Below are 20,005 nucleotides of genomic sequence, written 5' to 3' on the forward strand. Positions count from 1 at the left end.
CGCATTTCGCCCGAGGGCGCGGCGAATCCGCGCGGACGGCGGTTCGCTTCGGGGGCAGCGGGCGCAACGTGGCGACCGTGAGCTGGTCATCGCCGAAATACTTGGCGGCCGCGGCCTTCACCTGCTCCGCGGTGACGCTCTGGAGCCGCTCGATGATGCGCGCGCTTGCATCGAGCGGAAGGCCCTGCACCCAATTGCTGCCGAGCTCGCGCGCCTGGGCCATCACCGAGTCGAGCTTGTAGGTCTCGCTCGCCACCCACTGAGTCTTGACACGCGCGAGTTCGGCCTCGCCGACGCCTTCGCGCGCGATCTTGGCGACCTCGGCGCGCAGGGCGGCTTCGACCGCATCGGGCGTCTTGCCGGCCGCCGGCACGCCGTCGAGCACGAACAGCTGCGGCCCGCGGCCGACGAAGCCCGAGTAGGCGCCTGCCGAATCCGCGACCCGCCCCGGGCCCTGCGTCAGGGCGCGATCGAGCCGCGCCCCCGGATAGCCGTCGAGCACCGCGGCCAGCACCACAAGCGCGTAGGGATCGATGTCGCCCTTGAAGTTGTCCGACGGGTCGATCTGCGGCACGCGGTACGCGAGCGAGATGTAGGCCTGCTCGGCCGGCGCCTTGTATTCGACGCGGCGGATGCCGCGCTGCGCGGGTTCGGCGCGTGGCTTGCGGGTCGGCACGGCGCGCGTGGGGATCGAGCCGTAGTATTTCTCGGCCATCGCGCGGACCTGCGCCACGTCGACGTCGCCGACCACCACGATCGCGGCGTTGGCGGGCGTATACCAGCGCTCGAAGAAGGCGCGGACATCGTCCGGGGTCATCGCATCGAGATCGCTCATCCAGCCGACCACCGGGCGGTGGTAGGGCGAGGCGGTGAACACCGCGGCGTTCTGCTGCTCGCCGAGCAGGGCGCGCGGCTGGTCGTCGGTGCGCATGCGGCGCTCTTCCTTGACGACCTCGATCTCGCGCTTGAACTCGTCGTCCGGCCACTGGTTGCTGGCGAAGCGGTCGGATTCGAGCTTCATGACCGGCTCCAGCTTCAGGGCCGGGATCTGCTGGTAGTAGCCGGTGTAGTCGCGCGTGGTGAAAGCGTTCTCGCGGCCACCGAGCGCCGCGACGCGGCGGGAGAATTCGCCGGCCTTGAGCGCCTTGCTGCCCTTGAACATCATGTGCTCGACCACGTGTGCGACACCGGAGGTGCCGTCCACCTCGTCCATCGAACCGACGCGGACCCAGAGCATCTGGACCGCGGTCGGTGCGCGCCGGTCGGGCTGCACGATCAGGGTCATGCCGTTGCCGAGGGTGAATTTCTCCGCGGCCGGCGTGCCGTTGGACGGCGACGCGGCGGCGGATTTCGAGGCGGAGGATTGCGCGAAGGCGGGCAACGCCCAGGGTGCAGAGAGCACCAAGGCCAGCACCGCACCCAGCGCAGCGCGGCGTGGCGAGGGGTGTTTCATAGAATGGCTCGGATTGTAAAAACCCGCCAATGTTCAGTTTCTTCAAGAAAAAACCGCAGTCGGATGCCGCCCAGGCACCGGCGCCCTCTCCCGAAGTTTCATCGGGTGAAACACCGGCGGCTCCGGCCACGCCGGCACGGTCGGTCTTTTCCCCATCCAGTTGGTTCGGCAAGGCTGCACCGCCAGCACCGGCACCGGCAGCCGCCGAGGTCGAACCGGCACCCCCGTCCACGGTCGTGCCCCAAGAGCCGGCACCGTGGGAGCCCGAGCCGGCGCCCGTCCAGACCGAAGTCCCCCAGCCGACACCCTCTGTGCCCGCTCCGGCCCCGGCTGTCGTTACATCCGCTCCCGCGCCGGCACCCGAACGCAGCGGCTGGCTTGGCAAGCTCAAGAGCGGCCTGCGCAAGACCGGGAACAGCATCACTGCCGCCTTCGTCAACGCCCAGATCGACGACGAACTCTACGAGGAGCTGGAAGCGGCGCTGCTGATGGCCGACACCGGCGTCAAGGCCACCGAGCATCTGCTGGAAGACTTGCGGCGCCGGGTGAAAAGCAACATGGCCACTGAGGCCAGCCAGGTCAGGACGCTGCTGGCGGACGCAATCGCCGATCTGCTGCGCCCGCTCGAAAAGTCGCTGGTGATCGGCGAATACACGCCGACCGTGATCATGGTGGCCGGCGTGAACGGTGCGGGCAAGACGACGTCGATCGGCAAGTTGACGAAGCATCTGGCCAACGAGGGCGCCTCTGTGCTGCTGGCCGCCGCCGACACCTTCCGCGCAGCCGCGCGCGAGCAGTTGCTCGTCTGGGCGGATCGCAACACCGTCGAGATCGTCAGCCAGGAAGGCGGCGACCCCGCCGCGGTGAGCTTCGACGCGGTCAACGCCGGCAAGGCGCGCGGCAAGGACGTGGTGCTGGTCGACACGGCAGGCCGGCTCCCGACGCAGATCCATCTCATGGACGAGCTCAAGAAGATCAAGCGGGTCGTCAACCGGGCCGACGCGACCGCGCCGCACGAGGTATTGCTGGTCATCGATGGCAACACGGGCCAGAACGCGCTGGCGCAGGTCAAGGCATTCGACGAAGCGCTCGGCCTGACGGGCCTGATCGTCACCAAGCTCGACGGCACGGCCAAGGGCGGCGTGCTGTGCGCGATCGCTCGCGAGCGGCCGATTCCGGTCTATTTCATCGGGGTCGGCGAAAAGCTGGAGGATCTCGAGACCTTCAACGCCAGAGAGTTCGCGCAGGCGCTGCTCGGCTAAATAGACGGTCGGGTTCATCCCCTTTCTGACGCCGGGGCCGGTCTGGCATCATGACCGCGGCCCCAGAAAGGAGGCAGCATGCATTACGCAAGGCTCCACGCCCCTGCGCTCCTGGTCACCATGCTCGTCGGCACCGTGCTCCTTCTGGCCGCCGTGCACGCGATGGGAAACCTTGTATTGCCGGTTTCCGCCGCCATGTGCGTCGTGGCATGAGGCGCCGAAAGTGGCGCTGTCAAGCTATCGCCACCATTGAGGCGGGCGGGGAACCCTTGTCTTAGCACTCCCTCTAATCGAGTGCTAATATGACCGAGAACGAAGGAGTTTCCCCAATGACAACACTGTCTGGAGCCTCTGCCAACCAGCTTGCCGTCGCCAATCCGTGGTCGATGGTGCCTCCGCTGGGTAACCTGGACGCCTATATCTCGGCAACCAACCGGTTGCCCTTGCTGACGCTTGAGGAAGAGCAGGGCTACGCGCGCAAACTGCGCGACCACAACGATCTCGAAGCCGCCGGTGCGCTGATCCTGTCGCATCTGCGCCTGGTCGTCTCCATTTCCCGCCAATACCTGGGCTACGGGCTGCCGCACGGCGACCTGATCCAGGAGGGCAATGTCGGCCTGATGAAGGCCGTGAAGCGCTTCGATCCCGATCAGGGCGTGCGGCTGGTGAGCTACGCCATGCACTGGATCAAGGCCGAGATCCACGAATACATCCTGAAGAACTGGCGCATGGTCAAGGTCGCGACGACCAAGGCCCAGCGCAAGCTGTTCTTCAACCTGCGCTCGATGAAGCAGGGTTTCAAGGCCGATGCCGCCATCGATGGCGAGACGTACCGGGATACCCTGAGCGCCGACGAGGTCACGCAAATGGCCACGCGTCTGAACGTGAAGCCGGAGGAGGTCCTCGAGATGGAGACCCGGCTCTCCGGTGGCGACGTGGTGCTCGACCCGAGCCCGTCCGATGACGGCGAAGAAGGCTTCGGCCCGATCGCCTACCTGGCGGATGCGAGCCAGGAGCCGACGGCCCTGCTGGAATCGCGTCAGCGTGACCGGCTGTCGACCGACGGCATCACCACGGCGCTCGAGTCCCTCGACGATCGCAGCCGCCGCATCGTCGAAGAGCGCTGGCTCAAGGTGAACGACGACGGCTCGGGCGGCATGACGCTGCATGACCTGGCCGAGGTCTACGGCGTGAGCGCCGAGCGCATCCGCCAGATCGAGGTGGCGGCCATGAAGAAGATGAAGAAGGCGCTCGCCGAATACGCATAAGGCGCCTTTGTCCCGAAAAGCCCGGCTCTCTCGCCGGGCTTTTCTTTTGCCCCTTTGCGCGCAGCTCGAGGTGCTCGATGCTGCTGTCCAGGGCGTCGCGCGCTCAGGACTTCAACAGCGCCTTGATGTCGGCCACCATCGGCGGAACGCCGGCGCCGTACCGCGCATACAGCCTCAGACGGCCCTCGGGGTCGTAGATGAAGCTGGCGGCGGAATGGTCCATCGAATAGCTCGTCGGCGTCTTGCCGTCGACTTTCTTGTAGTAGACCTTGAAGTCCTTGGCGAGCGGCGGCAGTTGCTCCGCCGTCGGGATGAGCGCGACGAACGACGGATCGAAGGCGCCCATGTACGCCTTCATGACCTCCGGCGTGTCGCGCTCGGGATCGACCGTGACGAACAGCACCTGCAGCTTGTCGCCGTCGCTTCCGAGCTGTTGCTTGACCTGCGCCATCTCGGTCATGGTGGTCGGACAGACATCCGGGCACTGCGCGTAGCCGAAGAACAGCACGACCACCTTGCCCTTGAAGTCCGCCATGGTTCGCACGCGGCCGTTCGCGTCGGCGAGGGAGAAGTCCTTCGCATAATCCGCACCGGTGATGTCGACCGCATTGAACGTCGGCTTGGATTCGGTGCAGCCGGCGAGGTTGATGCCCACGCACACAGCCGCCACCGAACCTGCCGCCATGGCAATCCGGCGAAGGGCCTGCCGCTTGTTGATGGATGAAGATGTCATCGGAGGTAATGGTCGACGAGCAGTGCGGCGAACAGCACGCTCAGGTGGATCAGCGAAAAACGGAAGGTCTTGCGCGCCAGCGCGTCGGAGTAGTTGCGCCACAGCGCGAACGCATAGCCGGTGAAGCCGATGCTCACGCCGAAGGCCACCATGAGGTAGAGCCAGCCGCTCATTCCGTAGATGAAAGGCATCAGGCATGCCGCGAAGAGGATCAGCGTGTAGAGCAGCACGTGCAGCCGCGTGAACTCGTTGCCGTGCGTCACCGGCAGCATCGGCAGGCCGGCCTTGCGGTAGTCCTCGACCCGGTAGAGCGCCAGCGCCCAGAAGTGCGGCGGCGTCCAGAGGAAGATGATCAGGAAAAGGATCAGCGCCTCGGGACTGACCTCGCCGGTCATCGCGGCCCATCCGAGCACCGGGGGCATCGCGCCGGACGCGCCGCCGATGACAATGTTCTGAGGCGTCAGGGGCTTCAGGACGACCGTGTAGATCACGGCGTAGCCGACGAAGGTCGCGAAGGTCAGCCACATCGTCAGCGGATTCACGGCGAACCAGAGGATCGCGGAGCCCAAGGCGCACAAGGTGATCGAGAAGAGCAGCGTCTGACGGTCGCTCAACTCGCCGCGTGCGGTCGGGCGCCATGCGGTGCGCTTCATTTTGGCGTCGATGCCCTTTTCGACAAGGCAGTTGAACGCCGCGGCCGCGCCGGCGACCAGCCAGATGCCGACGCACGCCAATGCGCCCTGCTGCAGTTCGGCCCAACCGGGAAGCCCCGGCACGGCGAGCACCATGCCGATGAGCGCACAGAACACGATCAGCTGCACCACGCGCGGCTTGGTCAGCGCGTAGAACTGGCGCATCACGCTGACGGTGTGCACGCCGTGAACGGAAGCCGGTGCGCTCATGCGGCCTCCATTCTTTCGCGGCGGCCTGCGGCAGTCGCAGTGACGGCTGCTCGCTCGCGTCGGCTTTCGCACAGGGTCCAAGTCAGCACCACGGCAAGCGCGGCGGCACCGCCGGTGTGCAGCACGGCCGCCGCGAGTGGCCAGCCGAGCAGCACATTGCCGAGGCCCGTCGCAAGCTGGAGCAGCGCGAGACCGGCCAGCCAGCGCGCCTGCGGGCGCAACGGCCGCACACGAAGAAGAGAGCGCACCAGCAGCACGATGGCGATGAAGACGAGATAGGCCATCAGGCGGTGGACATAGTGGATTGCGGTCAAGGCGGCAAAGTCGATGGGAGCGCCGTCCGCGGTTTCCCCAGGTGGCGCCAGATCTGGAACCCCTGCGCGAAGTTCATCGGCGGCCACCAGCTGTCCTGGCAGGTCGGGAACTGCGTGCAGGCGAGCACCGCGTAGTTCGTGCTGACCCAGCCGCCGAGCGCGACCTGCAGCACCAGCAGCACCGTGGTCGCGATCAGCAGGTTGCGCAGCGCCGAAGGCACCGGCGTCGGCAGGCGCCCCATCGCATCCTGCTGATACCGCACGGCCTGGATGCACAGCAGCGCGAGCAGAACCATGGCGCCGAGAAGATGCAGCGTGACGATGGCTGGGAAGAGCTTCCACGTCACGGTCAACGCCCCGAACGCGCCCTGCAGGCACACCCATGCCAACGTCGCCGCGGGCCACCAGGCGCTGAGGGGTCGTGCGCCGACGTGTTCCGCACGCTGTCGCCGCCGCGCGAGCCAGGTAGCGACGGCCAGCGCAAAGATGAGTGCGCCGACACCGGTCGCCAGATAGCGATGGACCATTTCCACCCAGGCCTTGCTGTGCGTGACGGGCCCGGTCGGCTGGGCGGCTTGCGCCATCGCGATCTCGTGCCGCGCACCGACCGGGCTCGCGTTGCCGTAGCAACCCGGCCAGTCAGGGCAGCCGAGGCCGGAATCCGTCAGGCGGGTGAAGGCGCCGAAGAGCGTAAGGTCGAAAGTCAGGAACAGTGTGAGCACGGTCAGCGCGTGCAGCCTGCGCGCCGGGCCGGCGCCGGCATTGCGCCGCCAGACCCATACAACGGGCCCGAGCGCCAGCAGCACGCCGACCGCCAGGAGCCAGGCGATCGGGGTGAGATCGTAGAGCGAGGTGGTGTCCATGCAGATCAGCGCCCCGGCTCGTCCCACGACGCGGAAGCACGCATCAACCTGTCGAGGTCGCGCTTGGCGCGGCTCGCACCGGCCGTATCCATGCGCGCCGGAAAACGCATCATCCAGTGGCCCATCGGATCGACCAGGTAGAGGTGATCCGCCAGCGCGTGGCCGGCGGCGGGCGCCAGCCATTGCGCGAGTTGCGCCTCCGGCACGCGGATGACCGTCGCACCGCGCAGGCCGTTTTCGAGGCGCTTCGGCAGCGGCGCCGCGTCGCTGACGATCCAGACGCGATCGAGACGGTCCTTCTCGCGCCCAAGGCTTTCGCGCAACTGGCGCTGCAGGTAAAGCTGCTGCTCGCAGACCGAGTCGCAGGCGGCGCCGGCCACCGCGATCAGCAGCCACTGCCCTTGCAACGCCTGCAGGTGGATCGACGCGCCGTCGGCCGAGGTGGCCTGGATGTCCGGCATCGGGCGCTGCGGATCGATCAACTCGCCATAGACGCTCCGGCCCTCAGGCCGGATCACGTAGTACGTGAAATACGAGGCGATGACCGGCGCCGCGCAGCACAGCAGGACCAGAATCATCTTCCACCGGCCGGTCACCGTGCGGCGCGTCGCCACCGCGCCGAGCGCCTCGCGCGGCGACGGCATCGAGTGCACCGTCAGTCCGAGCGGCTCGTCAGCCACGGCGGGCAAGGCGTGCGCGGCGGTAGGGGGCGATGAGTTGGAACCAGACATAGAGAATAAGGACGAGGGCCGACAACCCGAACCACTGGAACGCATAGCCGTAGTGTTTTTCGACACCCAGCGCAGGAGCCGGCCAGTCTCGCTGCATGCCCTCGGACGCCTCGCCGGTCTGCTGCAGGGAGATATCGGTCCGCAGCGGCAGACCGGTCTCGGTCCGAAACGCTTCAAGCTCGAGATTCTGCCGGATGGGGAAGACCCCGCGCCGCCCGGCATTGGTGCGCCCGGCTCGGATTTTCCCAAGTCCAGCAGATGCGCCGGCGGCGGCGCGATCCTGGCGGTCAGCTCGACCAGGCCGGGTGGCGTCACGATGGGCTGGAGCTGGGTCCTGTCGTTGAAATTGCGCTGGATCCATCCTCTTTGCACCATCACGGTCTGGTTGGAACCTTCGATGGCGAACGGCGTCAGCACATAAAAGCCGGGGATGCCATGCATCTGCCGATTGTCGAGATAGGCGGTGTGCGGCGGGAGCCAGAGCCCACGCAGTCGAACCGAACGGTGGAGGGCCGACGACGACGCGTTGTCCAGCGCCAGGAACTCGGCCTGATCGAGCGGAGGCAGGCTTTTCTGCGCATCGATCTCCGCCTGGATGGCCTCCTTCTGCGCGGCGCGAGAGAGCTGCCAGCGCCCGAGCGAGAGGGTGCCCGAAATGGCAATGACGGCCACCAACGTGACCACCCAGAAGCGTCCGCGGCGTGCGGGTGATGCGGCGGCGGCAGGGATGTCTGTGTTCAAACCGGGAGACCGTCTCTGCGGCCGATAATGTGATTCATGAAGTACTTTGTCGCCCTCGCCTTCGCGGGCATCCTGGCGAGCCTCGGGTTCGCGCTGTTCTTCATGTTGAGGGACGGGCGGAACGGCCGGGCCAAGAGCGGCGGTATGGCGCGCGCGCTGACGGTTCGGATCGGGCTGTCGGTGGTTTTGTTCCTGTGCATCCTGGTGGCCTGGAAACTCGGATACATCCAGCCAGGGGGCTTGCCTGTGGGCAAGTAGGTCGCTCCCGTTGCCAGAGAACCATGAAAAAGCGCCTTGCGGCGCTTTTTTGTTGTGCCGTCGATGCTGCTCAAAGCCAGTAGACCGTGATGTAGAGGCCGAGCCACACGACGTCGACGAAGTGCCAGTACCAGGCGGCACCTTCGAAGCCGAAATGACGCTCGGGCGTGAAGTGGCCCGCACGAATGCGCAGGGTGATGAAGAAGAGCATCAGCATGCCGATGAACACGTGCAGGCCGTGGAAGCCGGTCAGCATGAAGAACGTCGAGCCGTAGGTGCCGGAGCTGAGCTTGAGGTTCAACTCGGTGTACAGGTGGTGGTACTCATAACCCTGGACAAAGAGGAAGGTCAGGCCCAGCAGCACCGTCAGCCACATGAAGCGCACCGTCTGCGCGCGATGGCCGGCCCGCAGCGCGTGGTGCGCGATCGTGAGCGTCACGCCGGAGCTCAGCAGCAGCGCCGTGTTGATGGTCGGCAGCCAGAACGGACCGACCGTCTGGAACGGCTCGACGATGTCGGCGGGCGAGCCGGTCGCGCCGGCGGCGGCGGTCGGCCACACGGCCTTGAAGTCCGGCCACAGGATGGCGTTGTCCAGGCTGCCGAGCGACGGAAGCGCGTGCGTGCGCGCCCACCACAACGCGGTGAAGAAGGCGCCGAAGAACATCACCTCCGAGAAGATGAACCAGCTCATGCTCCAGCGGAACGACAGGTCGACCTTGTAGCCGTACTTGCCGCTTTCGCTTTCGCCGATGGCTGCCCGGAACCACACGAACAAGGTGCCGAGCCAGACGATCATGCCCAGCAGCAGGGACCATGCGCCCCATTGGTGGCCATTGATCCACTGGGCGGCCCCGAGAATCACGAAGAGCAGGCCGGTCGCGGCCATCACCGGGTAGGCAGAGGGCCCGGGCACGAAATAGTAGGGCGTGGTGCCGTGCGTCGTTGAACTCATATCAGGTCCTGGCTTTCTTCTCTCTCGGTTCAGTTTCTTGTGGGTTGATCTTCACGAGGTGGCGACCCAGCGGACGAGCAGGATCAGCGCGCCGACAAAAACCGCCACGGCCACGAGGCCGATCGCGATGATGTGCAGCGGGTTCAGCTTGGCGATGTCGTCCTGGAAGGCACTGTTCTTGCGCACGCCGAAGAATGACCAGCCGACCGCACGCACCGTGCGCCACAGCGATCCCTTGCGTGGCGTTCCAGGCGACGCCGTCATGAGTGCGGCTCCGTGGAAGGCGGCGTCGCGGCATTGGCCGCCACCGGCGCCGGGGGCGTCTTGCCGCCCACCTCGAAGAAGGTGTACGACAAAGTGATCGTCTTCACGTCCTTCGAAATCTTGGGATCGATCACGAAGGCCACGGGCCACTGCTTCTTCTCGCCCGCATCGAGCGTGTACTGGTTGAAGCAGAAGCACTCCAGCTTGTTGAAGTACGGCGCTGCCTGCTGCGGCGCGTAACTCGGGATCGCCTGCGCGGCCATGCGGCGGTTCTGCACGTTCTGGAATTCGTACATGACCGTGTGCAGTTCCCCGGGATGCACCTGGATCGACCTTTGTGCCGGCTTGAAGTCCCACAGGCCATGGGCGTTCGCATCGAACTCGACCGTGATGGTCCGGCTCGTATCGACCTGCGTGTTGGCGGGCACGCGCACGTCCTGACCGCCGGAAGCGCCACCCGGCACCTCGAGTTCGGAGCGCGCCAGGATATTGATGCCGGTCATCTCGCAGATGGCCCGGTACATCGGGACCAGCGCATAGCCGAAGCCGAACATACCGGCGGCAACGACGGCCAGCTTGCCGACCATGCGGACGTTTTCCCGACGGATGCGCTGCCCGGTACCCATGGCGGTGCCCTTAATGCCCGACCCAGACCATGCGGACGATGAAGCCGATGAAGAACATCAGCGCGATGGAGGCCAGCGTCAGCCCCAGGCGGCGGTTGCTCCTCTTTTGCTCGGGTGTCATCATGCGCCGCGCCTCAGCCGATCACCTTGGTGGCGGTAGCGTCGAGCTTGGGTGGGGTCTCGAAGGTGTGGAACGGTGCGGGCGAAGGCACTTCCCACTCCAGGCCCTCGGCGGCTTCCCACGGCTTCTGCGAAGCCTTTTCGCCCTTGCCGAGCATCGTCGGCAGCACGATGAAGACGAAGAAGTAGACCTGCGCCAGGCCGAAAGCGAACGCGCCGACCGAAGCGACCGCATTGAAGTCGGCGAACTGCATCGGGTAGTCGGCATAGCGACGGGGCATGCCGGCCAGACCCAGGAAGTGCATCGGGAAGAAGGTGATGTTGAACGAGATCAGCGACCACCAGAAGTGGACCTTGCCGCGCGTTTCGTTGTACATCACGCCGGTCCACTTCGGCGACCAGTAATAGAAGCCGGCAAACATCGCATAGAGCGAACCGGCCACGAGCACGTAGTGGAAGTGGGCGACGACGTAATAGGTGTCCTGCAACTGCGTGTCGATCGGCGCCACCGCGAGGATCAGGCCGGTGAAGCCGCCCATCGTGAAGACGAAGATGAAGCCGACCGCAAACAGCATCGGCGTCTCGAAGGTCATCGAGCCCTGCCACATGGTCGCGATCCAGTTGAAGATCTTCACGGCCGTCGGCACCGCGATCAGCATGGTCGCGTACATGAAGAACAGCTGGCCGGTGAGCGGCATGCCGGTCGTGAACATGTGGTGCGCCCACACGATGAACGACAGGATGGCGATCGACGAAGTGGCATACACCATCGAGGCGTAGCCGAACAGCTTCTTGCGCGCGAAAGCCGGAACGATCTGGCTGATGATGCCGAAGGCCGGCAGGATCATGATGTAGACCTCGGGGTGGCCGAAGAACCAGAAGATGTGCTGGTACATCACCGGGTCGCCGCCGCCGGCGGGGTTGAAGAAGCTGGTGCCGAAATGGCGGTCGGTCAGCGTCATCGTGATCGCACCGGCGAGCACCGGCATCACGGCGATCAGCAGGTAGGCGGTGATGAGCCAGGTCCAGCAGAACATCGGCATCTTCATCAGCGTCATGCCCGGGGCGCGCATGTTGAGGATGGTGACGATGATGTTGATCGAGCCCATGATCGACGAGGCGCCCATGATGTGCATCGCGAAGATGCCGGCGTCCATCGAGGGGCCCATCTGCAGGGTGAGCGGCGCATAGAGCGTCCAGCCCGCGGCCGGTGCGCCGCCCGGCATGAAGAACGAACCCACGAGCATCAGCGCCGCCGGGATCAGCAGCCAGAAGCTGAAGTTGTTCATGCGCGCGAACGCCATGTCCGACGCGCCGATCTGCAGCGGGATCATCCAGTTCGCGAAGCCGACGAAGGCCGGCATGATCGCGCCGAACACCATGATCAGCCCGTGCATGGTCGTGAACTGGTTGAACAGCTCCGGGTTGACCAGTTGCAGGCCGGGCTGGAACAACTCGGCACGGATCAGCAGCGCGAGCACGCCGCCCACCATCAGCATGGTGAACGAGAACAGCAGGTACAGCGTGCCGATGTCCTTGTGGTTGGTCGCGAACACCCAGCGGCGCCAGCCGGTCGGCGCGTGGTGGTGGTCGTCGTGGGCATGGTCGCCGTGGCCGTGTGCTTGACCGTGGGGATCGAGGACTGCGCTCATCTTGGTATTCCTTGCAAACTCTTCGTCACGGGGCGGGCGGCTTACTTGCCGCGCTCCGCCAGCACTTCGGCCGGTTGCACGAGCTGGCCGGTCTTGTTGGACCAGGCGTTCTTCGTATAGGTCACCACGGCAGCGATGTCGGTATCGCTGAGTTGCTTCCAGGACGGCATGGCGCCGTTGTTCTGACCGTTGAGCACCGTGTGGAGCTGCAGATTGTGGTCTGCATTGAGCACGATCGCCGAGCCGTCGAGCGGCTTGATCGGGCCGGCGCCCTTGCCGTTGGCCTGGTGGCAGGCGGCGCAGTTGGCGGCGTAGACCTTCTCGCCGCGCGCGAGCATGTCCGGCAACGTCCAGACCTTGTTGGGATCGTCCTGCTTGGCCGCGGCCTCCTTGCGCTTGCCGTCGACCCAGGCGGTGTAGTCGGCTGCGGCGAGCACCTTCACGTGGATCGGCATGAAGGCGTGCTCCTTGCCGCAGAGTTCCTGGCACTGGCCGAAGTAGTCGCCGACCTTCTCGGCACGGAACCAGGTATCGCGCACGAACCCGGGGATCGCGTCCTGCTTGACGCCGAACTGCGGCACCGCGAACGCGTGGATCACGTCGTTGGCGGTGGTGATGACGCGCACCTTGGTATTGACCGGCACGACCAGCGGGTTGTCGACCTTCAGAAGGTAGTTATCCGGCACGTCGCCGTGGGCGCCCGCATCCGAGAGCGCGCGGTGCGATGCGTCGAGCGTCGAGATGAACGAAAGGCCCTCGCCCTCGCCCTTGAGGTAGTCGTAGCCCCACTTCCACTGGTAGCCGGTGACCTTGATGGTGAGGTCGGAATTGGAGGTGTCCTTCTGCGCGACCAGCACCCGGGTCGCGGGCAGCGCCATCAGGATGACGATGATGAAGGGAACGACGGTCCAGATGACTTCGACCACCACCGACTCATGGAAGTTGGCCGCCTTGTGGCCGACCGACTTGCGGTGCTTCCAGATCGAATAGAACATGACGGAGAAGACGCCCACGAAGATGACGGTGCAAAGCACCAGCATCACGGTGTGGAGGAAGTGTTGCTCCTGGGCGATCTTGGTGACCCCCACCGGAAGATTCAACTGACGCACCGACGGGCCGCCAGGCAGGTCATTGACCGCGTGTGCTGCGCCGCTGAACGCCGCACTGGCCGCCAGCAGCAGATTCGCTGGCCAAATCTTGTTCCGCCAATTGCTCTTCATCGTGTTCACTTTTTTCATTTTCCAGTTAACCCACCGGTCCCCACGGTGATGCATTTCGGCGCCCCCTCAGGCGCTGCGTAATGCCATGCGAATTTCGCGTGCCAGCGCCGCGCGCAACTCCGGACGCACGTAGCGCCCCACCCTGACCGAACGACCCTGACCCGAGACCTCGATCAGCGAACGGTCGCTGTCCTGGGGCTCGACCCGCACCTGGTGCGGCAAGAATTCCGCGCGTTCATAGTGGCCGCCGTTTTCGAGCTCGACCACCAGGCGCCCGCCTTGCAGGGCGATTTTTTCGCCGTCAGTGGCGTGGCGCGCGTAAAGGATGAATGCGATCCCGACCGCGGTGAGTTCGAGCCAGGTGAATGGTAGGACGAGGCGCGCGCCGTTGAGCCAGAACACGGCGCCGATGCCTAGGGAAACTACGCAGATAGATGCATAGAGCCAGCCCAGCTGGCTCGGCGTAACCGAGCAATTGCGTTTCAGAAACCAATGAACGCTCTGTCCTGAAACGGTGGCAAAACGAAACACGGAATTCGACACGGGCGAGTTCAGCAAATCGGTGCGTCGATCGCTGTCAAACCCATGTTCGACAGGCCTCGGTCACGGGACAATACCCGGAGTTCACGCAGCGCCGGATTGTAGCGGTGAACAAGCGCCGCCTCACACACCTGGGCGACCGCGTTGAAGCATGGTGCGCATCTCGCGCAACGAGACCGCACTCTCGGCGGAAAGCGCCACCCGCGGCGCGGGTTTGAAGGCGTGTCCGTAGATGATTTCGAAGGTCAGCGCGATCTTCCCGCCCCCTCTTTCGCTGGCGCCAGCTCGGGCAGCGCCGCGCACAACGCCTGCCGCCAGCCCTTGCCGCGCAACGCCGGAAAGCGGTCCGGATGGATATTTCGGCCCAGCGAGCGCAGTTCGGCCAGCGCCGCGTCCGCGCTCGTCCAGGTCAGGACGATGCGCTCCATGTCCATCACGGGCTCGGCGAAGCCAGCCCCGACCAGCATGTCGCCCCAGTCATGCATGTCGGTGAATTGGTGGCTCGCCGGCGGCCAGCCGAGGCGCTCGTGGAGCGCGCGCAATTCCTGGAGGGTGTCCGGCCCGAAGCACGAGAACATCAGGAAGCCGTCGGTCGCCACGAGCTTGTGCCACCGGCCGATCAGCGCCCCCGGATCGGCGGCCATGTGCAGCGCCATGTTGGCCCAGAGCAGATCCACCCCGTCTTCCGGCGGCGCCTCGAACGTCGGCTGGCCACCCTGCCACCGCCGGGCAGCCCACCACGGGGCAGTCAGCGCCTTCCCGGTCGGCGCGACCAGCGAAGGCTCGGGTTCGATGACGTAGGCGGCAGCATCCCGGTAGCGGCGTGCCACCCGTTCGTGGGCTTCCAAGCCGCCCCGAAGCGGTGACCAATCGGCCCAACGGCGCGGGCGGGACTTGATCCACTGGAGCCGGTCCTCCATGCGGCGCCCGACCTCCTCGTGCAGCCACGGCGACCCCGAAGGCGGCGCGAGCCTGCTCCACCGCGCGGCCGCCCGGGCATCGATGGTCGGCGGGCGCTGGGGAGAGACAGGAGGCATGGGCCGCTCAGTATATTGAGGGATGCTCAGACGCTGGGCCCAAAGGGCTTTCCCATCGATTGCGGCCGGACTGCCGAGCCAGTGTGCCGTCTGCCGCGCCTGGCCGGCGCAGCCGATCTGCGACGCGTGCGTGGCACGCTTTGCACCGCCGACGCCGCGATGCATGACCTGCGCGCTGCCCGTCCCCCCGGGCGTTTCGCGCTGCGGCGCCTGCACATCGGACCCGCCGCCTCTCGACGCCTGCCACGCCGCCTGCGCGTATGCATGGCCCTGGCCGGAGCGGATCGCCGAATTCAAGTTTCGCGGCAATGCCGGCCTCGCCTCCCCGCTCGCCACCCTGCTGCGAAGCGCGCCATGGATCGAAGCGGCGATCGAACAGGCCGACATCGTCCTGCCGATGCCGCTGACCGCCATCCGGATGCGCGAGCGCGGCTTCAATCAGGCGTATGAACTGGCCAAGCGGCTCGCACCGAACACCGCCAACCCCGGGATTCTTCTGCGCACCCGGGATGCCCCCGCTCAAAGCGGGCTGACGCGCGCGGAACGGCTGACCAATCTCCGCGGCATGTTCGCCCTCGAGCCACTACGGGCCGCCGCCGTGCGCAACCGGCGTGTCGTGCTGGTGGACGATGTCATGACGACCGGCGCCTCGGTCTTCACCGCCGCCGAGGTGCTGCGCAGGGGCGGCGCCTCGCACATCACGGCGATCGTGCTGGCGCGAACGGACCTGCCGGCCTGATCGCCGCGCCCGCGCGGACAATCGCCGCCATGTTCCATATCGTTCTCGTCGAGCCCGAAATTCCGCCCAACACCGGCAACGTCATCCGGCTGGCGGCCAACACGGGCTGCACGCTGCACCTGGTCGAACCACTCGGCTTTTCCATGGACGACAAGCTGCTGCGCCGCGCCGGCCTGGACTATCACGAGTACGCGAAGGTGCTGCGGCATCCGAGCTGGCAGGCATTGCTCGACGCCGAACGCCCTCCCGCCGACAGGATGTTCGCGCTCACGACGCGCGGCTCGCGACCGGTCTACGACATTGCCTTTCGTCCCGGCGACTGGCTCGTCTTCGGCGCAGAGACCCGCGGATTGGCACCCGAGCTGCGCGAATCGTTCCCACCAGCCCAGCGCCTCTGCCTGCCGATGCGCGAAGGGCAGCGAAGCCTGAACCTGTCGAACGCGGTGGCGGTCACCGTGTTCGAGGCGTGGCGGCAGAACGGATTTGCGTAGAGGCGGTCAGGGATAGCGCCGCGCCACCGATTCCGCCACGCAGGCCGGCTTGGCCGATCCTTCGAGTTCGATCGTGACCTCCCACGTCATCTGCAGCCCATTGTTCGCGATCGGCTCCGACGACAGCAGTTTCAGGCGCCCGCGCACCCGCCCGCCGACCGGCACAGGCGTCATGAAACGTACGCGATTCAACCCGTAGTTCACGCCCATGCCCGACTCCACCACACTGATGGCGGTCTCGAAGATGCGCGGCACCAGCGAGAGCGTCAGGAAGCCATGCGCAATCGGTCCGCCGAAGGGCCCGGCCTTGGCCTTCTCGACGTCGACGTGAATCCATTGGTGGTCGCCGGTCGCCTCGGCGAACAGGTTGACCTGTTCCTGCGTGATGGTGATCCACTCGCTCACCGCGACTTCCTGGCCGACGCACGCGGCCAGATCCTGAAGGGTCTGGAAGGTCTTTGTCATGCGGATCACTCTAGCGGCCGGGTTCGGCCACGCATGTCCACGCGGCGACAGACTTACTAAGGGAAAACCATCAATACAGGCGCAAGCCGGGAAACCCCGCGGAACCGGCTTCGCCGAGCCGCTGGGGTCGCCCCCGGGAAGGGGGTGTCAGAGCCACACGAAGTGGGCGAGGCTGGGGGCGAGCTACTGATCCAGCCAGCGGCAGATCGGCTCCCACTGCTCCAGATCACGTTGAACGCGGCCCGGGGCAATGTCGAACAGCGTCAGCCCGCGAGCCGCAAGCTGCACGTAGATCTGCGTGTCGCGAAGCTCGCCGAGAACGGTCACGTCGAGACCGGCGATGAACTCCCGCAGACGTTCGGCCGCGAGGGTGCGCGCATCCACCCGCATCCCGATCACGGCGACCTGCGTCTTGTCGACGCGGCGGTGCGAAAGCAGCTTGTCGAGGAAATCGCGCGTCGCGTAGATGTCGAAGATGCTGGGCTGGAGCGGCACCAGCACCTTGTCGGCAAGCGCGACCGCCTCCTTGAAGCGCGAGCCGTGGAACCCGGCCGGCGTGTCGAGCACGGCGTGCGTCGTGCCGCGCGGCGGGCGGACCACATCGCCGTCCTCCGAGGCATCCCAGCTCCTGATCTCACGCGCCTCGGGGGTCTGAGGCTGAGCCACAGCCTGGAAGACTGCTGGCGATCGATGTCGCCCAGCATCACCGCATGGCCGCGGCTCGCGAGGTAGCCCGCGATGTTCGTCGCGAGCGTGGATTTGCCGACCCCGCCCTTGGGATTGGCGACCAGAACCACCGGCATCTGTGACTCCTCGAGGCTGAAGACAGGCGTCATGGTAGCGGCCCGCCGAGTGCGCTATGTTCTCGGCATGCCGACAACAACAAGTACGGAAAGCGCATCCCGCATCTACGTGATCGCCGCGCACCCCCGATGGCGCGATTCACGCGTCAACATCCAGTTGCTGAAAGCAGCGCGCGAGGTCCCGGGCGTCGACGTCAACGACCTCTACGACAGCTATCCCGATTACGCGATCGACGTGAAGACCGAGCAGGCCCGCCTCGCCCGCGCCGAGATGCTGGTGCTGTTGCATCCGATCCAGTGGTACTCGATGCCTTCGCTGCAGAAGCTCTGGCTGGACGATGTCTTCAGCTACGGCTGGGCCTACGGCAGGGGCGGCAACAAGCTGGAAGGCAAGGATTTCTGGCTCGTCGCGACCACCGGCGGCCCGGAAGAGAGCTACCACCCCCAGCGCTACAACCGCTACTTCTTCGACGCTTTCCTGCCTCCCTACGAACAGACCGCGACCCTGTGCGGCATGCGCTTCCTGCCGCCGCTGATGCTCCACGGCGCCCGCCGTGCATCGGAAGCGGACGTGGCCGCGCACGTGGCGGTCTTCAAGGACCGTCTGCAGACCTATCCGAGCTGGCCCGAGCTGGAAGACCTGGACGGATGCGCGAGCTGCGCTGTGCCTGAAACCGACCGGCCTGTCGGCCACGAAGAGACCTGACGATGGAACACCACCTGCCGGGCTGGCTGCTCAACTCGCTCATCTATCTCGGTGCCGCGGTGCTGGTCGTGCCGCTGTCCAAGGCCATCGGGCTGGGCTCGATCATCGGCTACCTCGCGGCCGGCATTGCCATCGGCCCGTGGGGCCTCGGGCTGGTGACGAACGTCGAGGACATCCTCCATTTCGCCGAGTTCGGCGTGGTGCTGATGCTGTTCCTCGTCGGCCTCGAACTGGAACCCAAGCGGCTATGGAGCCTGCGCGGACCGATCTTCGGCTGGGGCTCGGCGCAGGTGCTGGGCTGTGCCGCGGTGCTCTTCCTGGCCGGCTGGATGGCCGGGGCCCCTGGCGCGTCGCGCTGGTGGCCGCACTCGGGCTTGCGCTCTCGTCGACCGCGATCGCGCTGCAGGTGTTCGGCGAGCGCAATCTGCTGCAGACGCCGAGCGGGCAGTCGGGTTTTTCGATCCTGCTGTTCCAGGATGTGGCGGCGATTCCGATCCTCGCGCTGTTGCCGCTGCTCGCGGTCAGCCACGACGCCGACACGGGCCCGAGCGGATTCGCCCGGCTGGTCGAGGGCCTGAAGATCGTCGCCGTGATCGCCGCCATCGTGATCGGCGGCCGCCTGGCCCTGCGGCCCTTGCTGCGCTGGATCGCCCGCAGCAAGTCGCCGGAGATCTTCACGGCGGCCTCGCTGCTGCTGGTGGTCGCCATCGCCGCGCTGATGCAGTCCATCGGCCTGTCGATGGCGCTGGGCGCCTTCCTCGCCGGCGTGCTGCTGGCCGAAAGCGAGTACCGGCGAGAACTCGAGACCGACATCGAGCCTTTCAAGGGCCTCTTGCTCGGCCTCTTCTTCATCGCGGTGGGGATGAGCATCGACTTCGGCGTGCTGCTCGCCCATCCGCTGCTGATGGCAATGGTCGTCATCGGCTTCATGGTGCTGAAGGCCGCCGTGATCTACGGACTCGCGAAGCTGATGCACGTGCCCCACCAGCAGCGGCCCGTGTTCACGCTGCTGCTGGCGCAGGGCGGCGAATTCGCCTTCGTGGTGTTCCAGGCGGCCGGGCCGGACGTGCTGCCGCCCCAAGTGGCCTCGTTCCTCATCGGGGCGGTCGCGCTGTCGATGCTGCTTTCGCCTCTGCTGCTCGTGGCGATCGACAAGTGGGTGCTGGCGCGTCACGGCAGCCAGAAGCCGACCACGATGGAGGAGATCTCCGAGCAGCAGGACGCGAAGGTGGTCATCTGCGGATTCGGCCGCTACGGACAGATCATCGGCCGTTTGCTGAGCGCTCAAGGGCTGAAGATCACGGTGCTCGATCACGATCCGGACACCATCGAAAGCCTGCGCGAGTTCGGTTTCCGCGTTTTCTATGGCGACGCGACCCGACTCGACCTGCTGCGCACTGCAGGCGCGGGCACCGCGAAAGTGGTCGTTGTCGCAGTGGACGACATGGAACAGTCGCTCGAGATCGTCGACCTCCTGCGCGAGCATTTCCCCAACGCGAAGATCGTCGCGCGGGCGCGCAATGTGGCGCATGTCTACCATCTCCTCGACCGCAAGGTCGAGACGGTCGAACGCGAAATGTTCGAGTCATCGCTGCGCAGCGCCCGCTCGGTGCTCGAGGGGCTCGGCTGGCCCGCGCACGAAGCGCGCGAATCGGCCATGCGCTTCCGCCTGCGCAACATCCAGCTCATGCACGAGACCTATCCGCACTACAAGGACCGCGCCAAGCTGATCGCGGCGGCCAAGGAGGGCCGCCAGCAGTTCCAGGAACAGATGGCGCGCGAGCGCGAGGAGCGGCGAGAGCGGTCCCATGTGGATTGGGATCGCCCGTAGATTCACGGGCCGCGCCAGCCAATACCAGAAATCC

18 protein-coding genes and 6 pseudogenes are annotated in these 20,005 nt (G+C 66.1%); 7 read left to right on the top strand and 17 right to left on the bottom strand.

Features of this window, described 5'->3' with window-relative positions:
* Positions 1-4: 4 nt before the first annotated feature.
* Positions 5-1,453 (bottom strand): annotated as a pseudogene (locus ACQ858_RS17785) (M16 family metallopeptidase); the annotation flags it as partial.
* Positions 1,454-1,482: 29 nt separating this feature from the next.
* Between ACQ858_RS17785 and ftsY the strand changes: the two are divergent.
* Together ftsY and rpoH are read left to right on the top strand one after the other, a co-directional pair.
* Positions 1,483-2,715 (top strand): signal recognition particle-docking protein FtsY, encoded by a 1,233-nt coding sequence (gene ftsY, locus ACQ858_RS17790; RefSeq protein ID WP_431273945.1) that lies wholly within the window; start codon positions 1,483-1,485, stop codon positions 2,713-2,715.
* A gap of 329 nt (positions 2,716-3,044) precedes the next feature.
* Positions 3,045-3,983, top strand: a complete 939-nt coding sequence (rpoH, locus tag ACQ858_RS17795) for an RNA polymerase sigma factor RpoH (protein WP_431273946.1) — start codon at positions 3,045-3,047, stop codon at positions 3,981-3,983.
* Positions 3,984-4,086: 103 nt separating this feature from the next.
* Here the strand turns inward: rpoH and ACQ858_RS17800 are convergent, their stop codons facing one another.
* From ACQ858_RS17800 to ACQ858_RS17825, 6 genes and pseudogenes are all read right to left on the bottom strand, one after another.
* Positions 4,087-4,716: an SCO family protein gene (locus ACQ858_RS17800; RefSeq protein WP_431273947.1), complete on the bottom strand. Its 630-nt coding sequence runs from the start codon at positions 4,714-4,716 to the stop codon at positions 4,087-4,089.
* Entirely contained in the window at positions 4,713-5,618 is a 906-nt protein-coding gene (cyoE, locus tag ACQ858_RS17805; RefSeq protein WP_431273948.1) for a heme o synthase, read from the bottom strand. The genes ACQ858_RS17800 and cyoE overlap by 4 nt, the downstream gene beginning before the upstream one ends.
* Positions 5,615-6,795: pseudogene (locus ACQ858_RS17810) on the bottom strand (COX15/CtaA family protein). Before ACQ858_RS17810 ends, cyoE begins: the two are co-directional and overlap by 4 nt.
* Positions 6,796-6,800: 5 nt before the next feature.
* Positions 6,801-7,526 carry an SCO family protein gene (locus tag ACQ858_RS17815; protein WP_431276891.1) on the bottom strand — a complete coding sequence of 242 codons (726 nt, stop codon included), beginning with the start codon at positions 7,524-7,526 and terminating at the stop codon, positions 6,801-6,803.
* Positions 7,468-7,887, bottom strand: coding sequence for an SURF1 family cytochrome oxidase biogenesis protein (locus ACQ858_RS17820; RefSeq protein ID WP_431276892.1), 420 nt, complete (start codon positions 7,885-7,887; stop codon positions 7,468-7,470). The genes ACQ858_RS17815 and ACQ858_RS17820 overlap by 59 nt, the downstream gene beginning before the upstream one ends.
* Positions 7,857-8,210 (bottom strand): annotated as a pseudogene (locus ACQ858_RS17825) (SURF1 family protein); the annotation flags it as partial. The pseudogene ACQ858_RS17825 and the gene ACQ858_RS17820, both read right to left, overlap by 31 nt.
* A 93-nt stretch (positions 8,211-8,303) precedes the next feature.
* Between ACQ858_RS17825 and ACQ858_RS17830 the strand changes: the two are divergent.
* The gene (locus tag ACQ858_RS17830) at positions 8,304-8,525 is read left to right on the top strand and encodes a twin transmembrane helix small protein (RefSeq protein ID WP_088955303.1); all 222 of its coding nucleotides are present in this window, start codon (positions 8,304-8,306) and stop codon (positions 8,523-8,525) included.
* A 70-nt stretch (positions 8,526-8,595) separates the two neighbouring features.
* On the opposite strand, the gene ACQ858_RS17835 is transcribed toward ACQ858_RS17830, so the two are convergent.
* The 8 genes and pseudogenes from ACQ858_RS17835 to ACQ858_RS17870 all read right to left on the bottom strand — a co-directional run bounded on the left by ACQ858_RS17835 (position 8,596) and on the right by ACQ858_RS17870 (position 14,936).
* Positions 8,596-9,477: a cytochrome c oxidase subunit 3 gene (locus ACQ858_RS17835; RefSeq protein ID WP_431273949.1), complete on the bottom strand. Its 882-nt coding sequence runs from the start codon at positions 9,475-9,477 to the stop codon at positions 8,596-8,598.
* A gap of 51 nt (positions 9,478-9,528) precedes the next feature.
* A complete protein-coding gene (locus ACQ858_RS17840; RefSeq protein WP_431273950.1) occupies positions 9,529-9,741 on the bottom strand; it encodes a DUF2970 domain-containing protein in 213 nt (70 codons plus the stop codon).
* A complete protein-coding gene (locus tag ACQ858_RS17845; RefSeq protein WP_431273951.1) occupies positions 9,738-10,367 on the bottom strand; it encodes a cytochrome c oxidase assembly protein in 630 nt (209 codons plus the stop codon). The genes ACQ858_RS17840 and ACQ858_RS17845 overlap by 4 nt, the downstream gene beginning before the upstream one ends.
* 10 nt (positions 10,368-10,377) lie before the next feature.
* Positions 10,378-10,491 carry a cytochrome oxidase small assembly protein gene (locus ACQ858_RS17850; protein ID WP_431273952.1) on the bottom strand — a complete coding sequence of 38 codons (114 nt, stop codon included), beginning with the start codon at positions 10,489-10,491 and terminating at the stop codon, positions 10,378-10,380.
* Positions 10,492-10,501: 10 nt separating this feature from the next.
* Positions 10,502-12,139 (bottom strand): cytochrome c oxidase subunit I, encoded by a 1,638-nt coding sequence (ctaD, locus tag ACQ858_RS17855; protein ID WP_431273953.1) that lies wholly within the window; start codon positions 12,137-12,139, stop codon positions 10,502-10,504.
* 41 nt (positions 12,140-12,180) lie between these two features.
* Positions 12,181-13,359 (bottom strand): cytochrome c oxidase subunit II, encoded by a 1,179-nt coding sequence (gene coxB, locus ACQ858_RS17860; protein ID WP_431273954.1) that lies wholly within the window; start codon positions 13,357-13,359, stop codon positions 12,181-12,183.
* 66 nt (positions 13,360-13,425) lie between these two features.
* Positions 13,426-13,902, bottom strand: coding sequence for a DUF2244 domain-containing protein (locus ACQ858_RS17865; RefSeq protein ID WP_431273955.1), 477 nt, complete (start codon positions 13,900-13,902; stop codon positions 13,426-13,428).
* Between the two features lie 120 nt (positions 13,903-14,022).
* A pseudogene (locus ACQ858_RS17870) lies at positions 14,023-14,936 on the bottom strand (biotin synthase).
* Positions 14,937-14,958: 22 nt separating this feature from the next.
* Here ACQ858_RS17870 and ACQ858_RS17875 point away from each other — a divergent pair.
* Together ACQ858_RS17875 and ACQ858_RS17880 are read left to right on the top strand one after the other, a co-directional pair.
* Entirely contained in the window at positions 14,959-15,675 is a 717-nt protein-coding gene (locus tag ACQ858_RS17875; RefSeq protein ID WP_431273956.1) for a phosphoribosyltransferase family protein, read from the top strand.
* A 29-nt stretch (positions 15,676-15,704) separates the two neighbouring features.
* The gene (locus tag ACQ858_RS17880) at positions 15,705-16,166 is read left to right on the top strand and encodes a tRNA (cytidine(34)-2'-O)-methyltransferase (RefSeq protein ID WP_431273957.1); all 462 of its coding nucleotides are present in this window, start codon (positions 15,705-15,707) and stop codon (positions 16,164-16,166) included.
* Between the two features lie 6 nt (positions 16,167-16,172).
* Here ACQ858_RS17880 and ACQ858_RS17885 read toward each other — a convergent pair whose 3' ends face one another.
* Entirely contained in the window at positions 16,173-16,640 is a 468-nt protein-coding gene (locus ACQ858_RS17885) for a MaoC family dehydratase (RefSeq protein WP_431273958.1), read from the bottom strand.
* Positions 16,641-16,814: 174 nt separating this feature from the next.
* Positions 16,815-17,434: pseudogene (locus ACQ858_RS17890) on the bottom strand (ParA family protein).
* Positions 17,435-17,501: 67 nt separating this feature from the next.
* Here ACQ858_RS17890 and ACQ858_RS17895 point away from each other — a divergent pair.
* The gene (locus ACQ858_RS17895) at positions 17,502-18,140 is read left to right on the top strand and encodes an NAD(P)H-dependent oxidoreductase (RefSeq protein WP_431276893.1); all 639 of its coding nucleotides are present in this window, start codon (positions 17,502-17,504) and stop codon (positions 18,138-18,140) included.
* Between the two features lie 2 nt (positions 18,141-18,142).
* Positions 18,143-19,971: pseudogene (kefC, locus tag ACQ858_RS17900) on the top strand (glutathione-regulated potassium-efflux system protein KefC).
* Positions 19,972-20,005: the final 34 nt, after the last annotated feature.

The organism is Variovorax ureilyticus (assembly GCF_050632185.1).
GTDB lineage: Bacteria > Pseudomonadota > Gammaproteobacteria > Burkholderiales > Burkholderiaceae_C > Variovorax > Variovorax ureilyticus_A.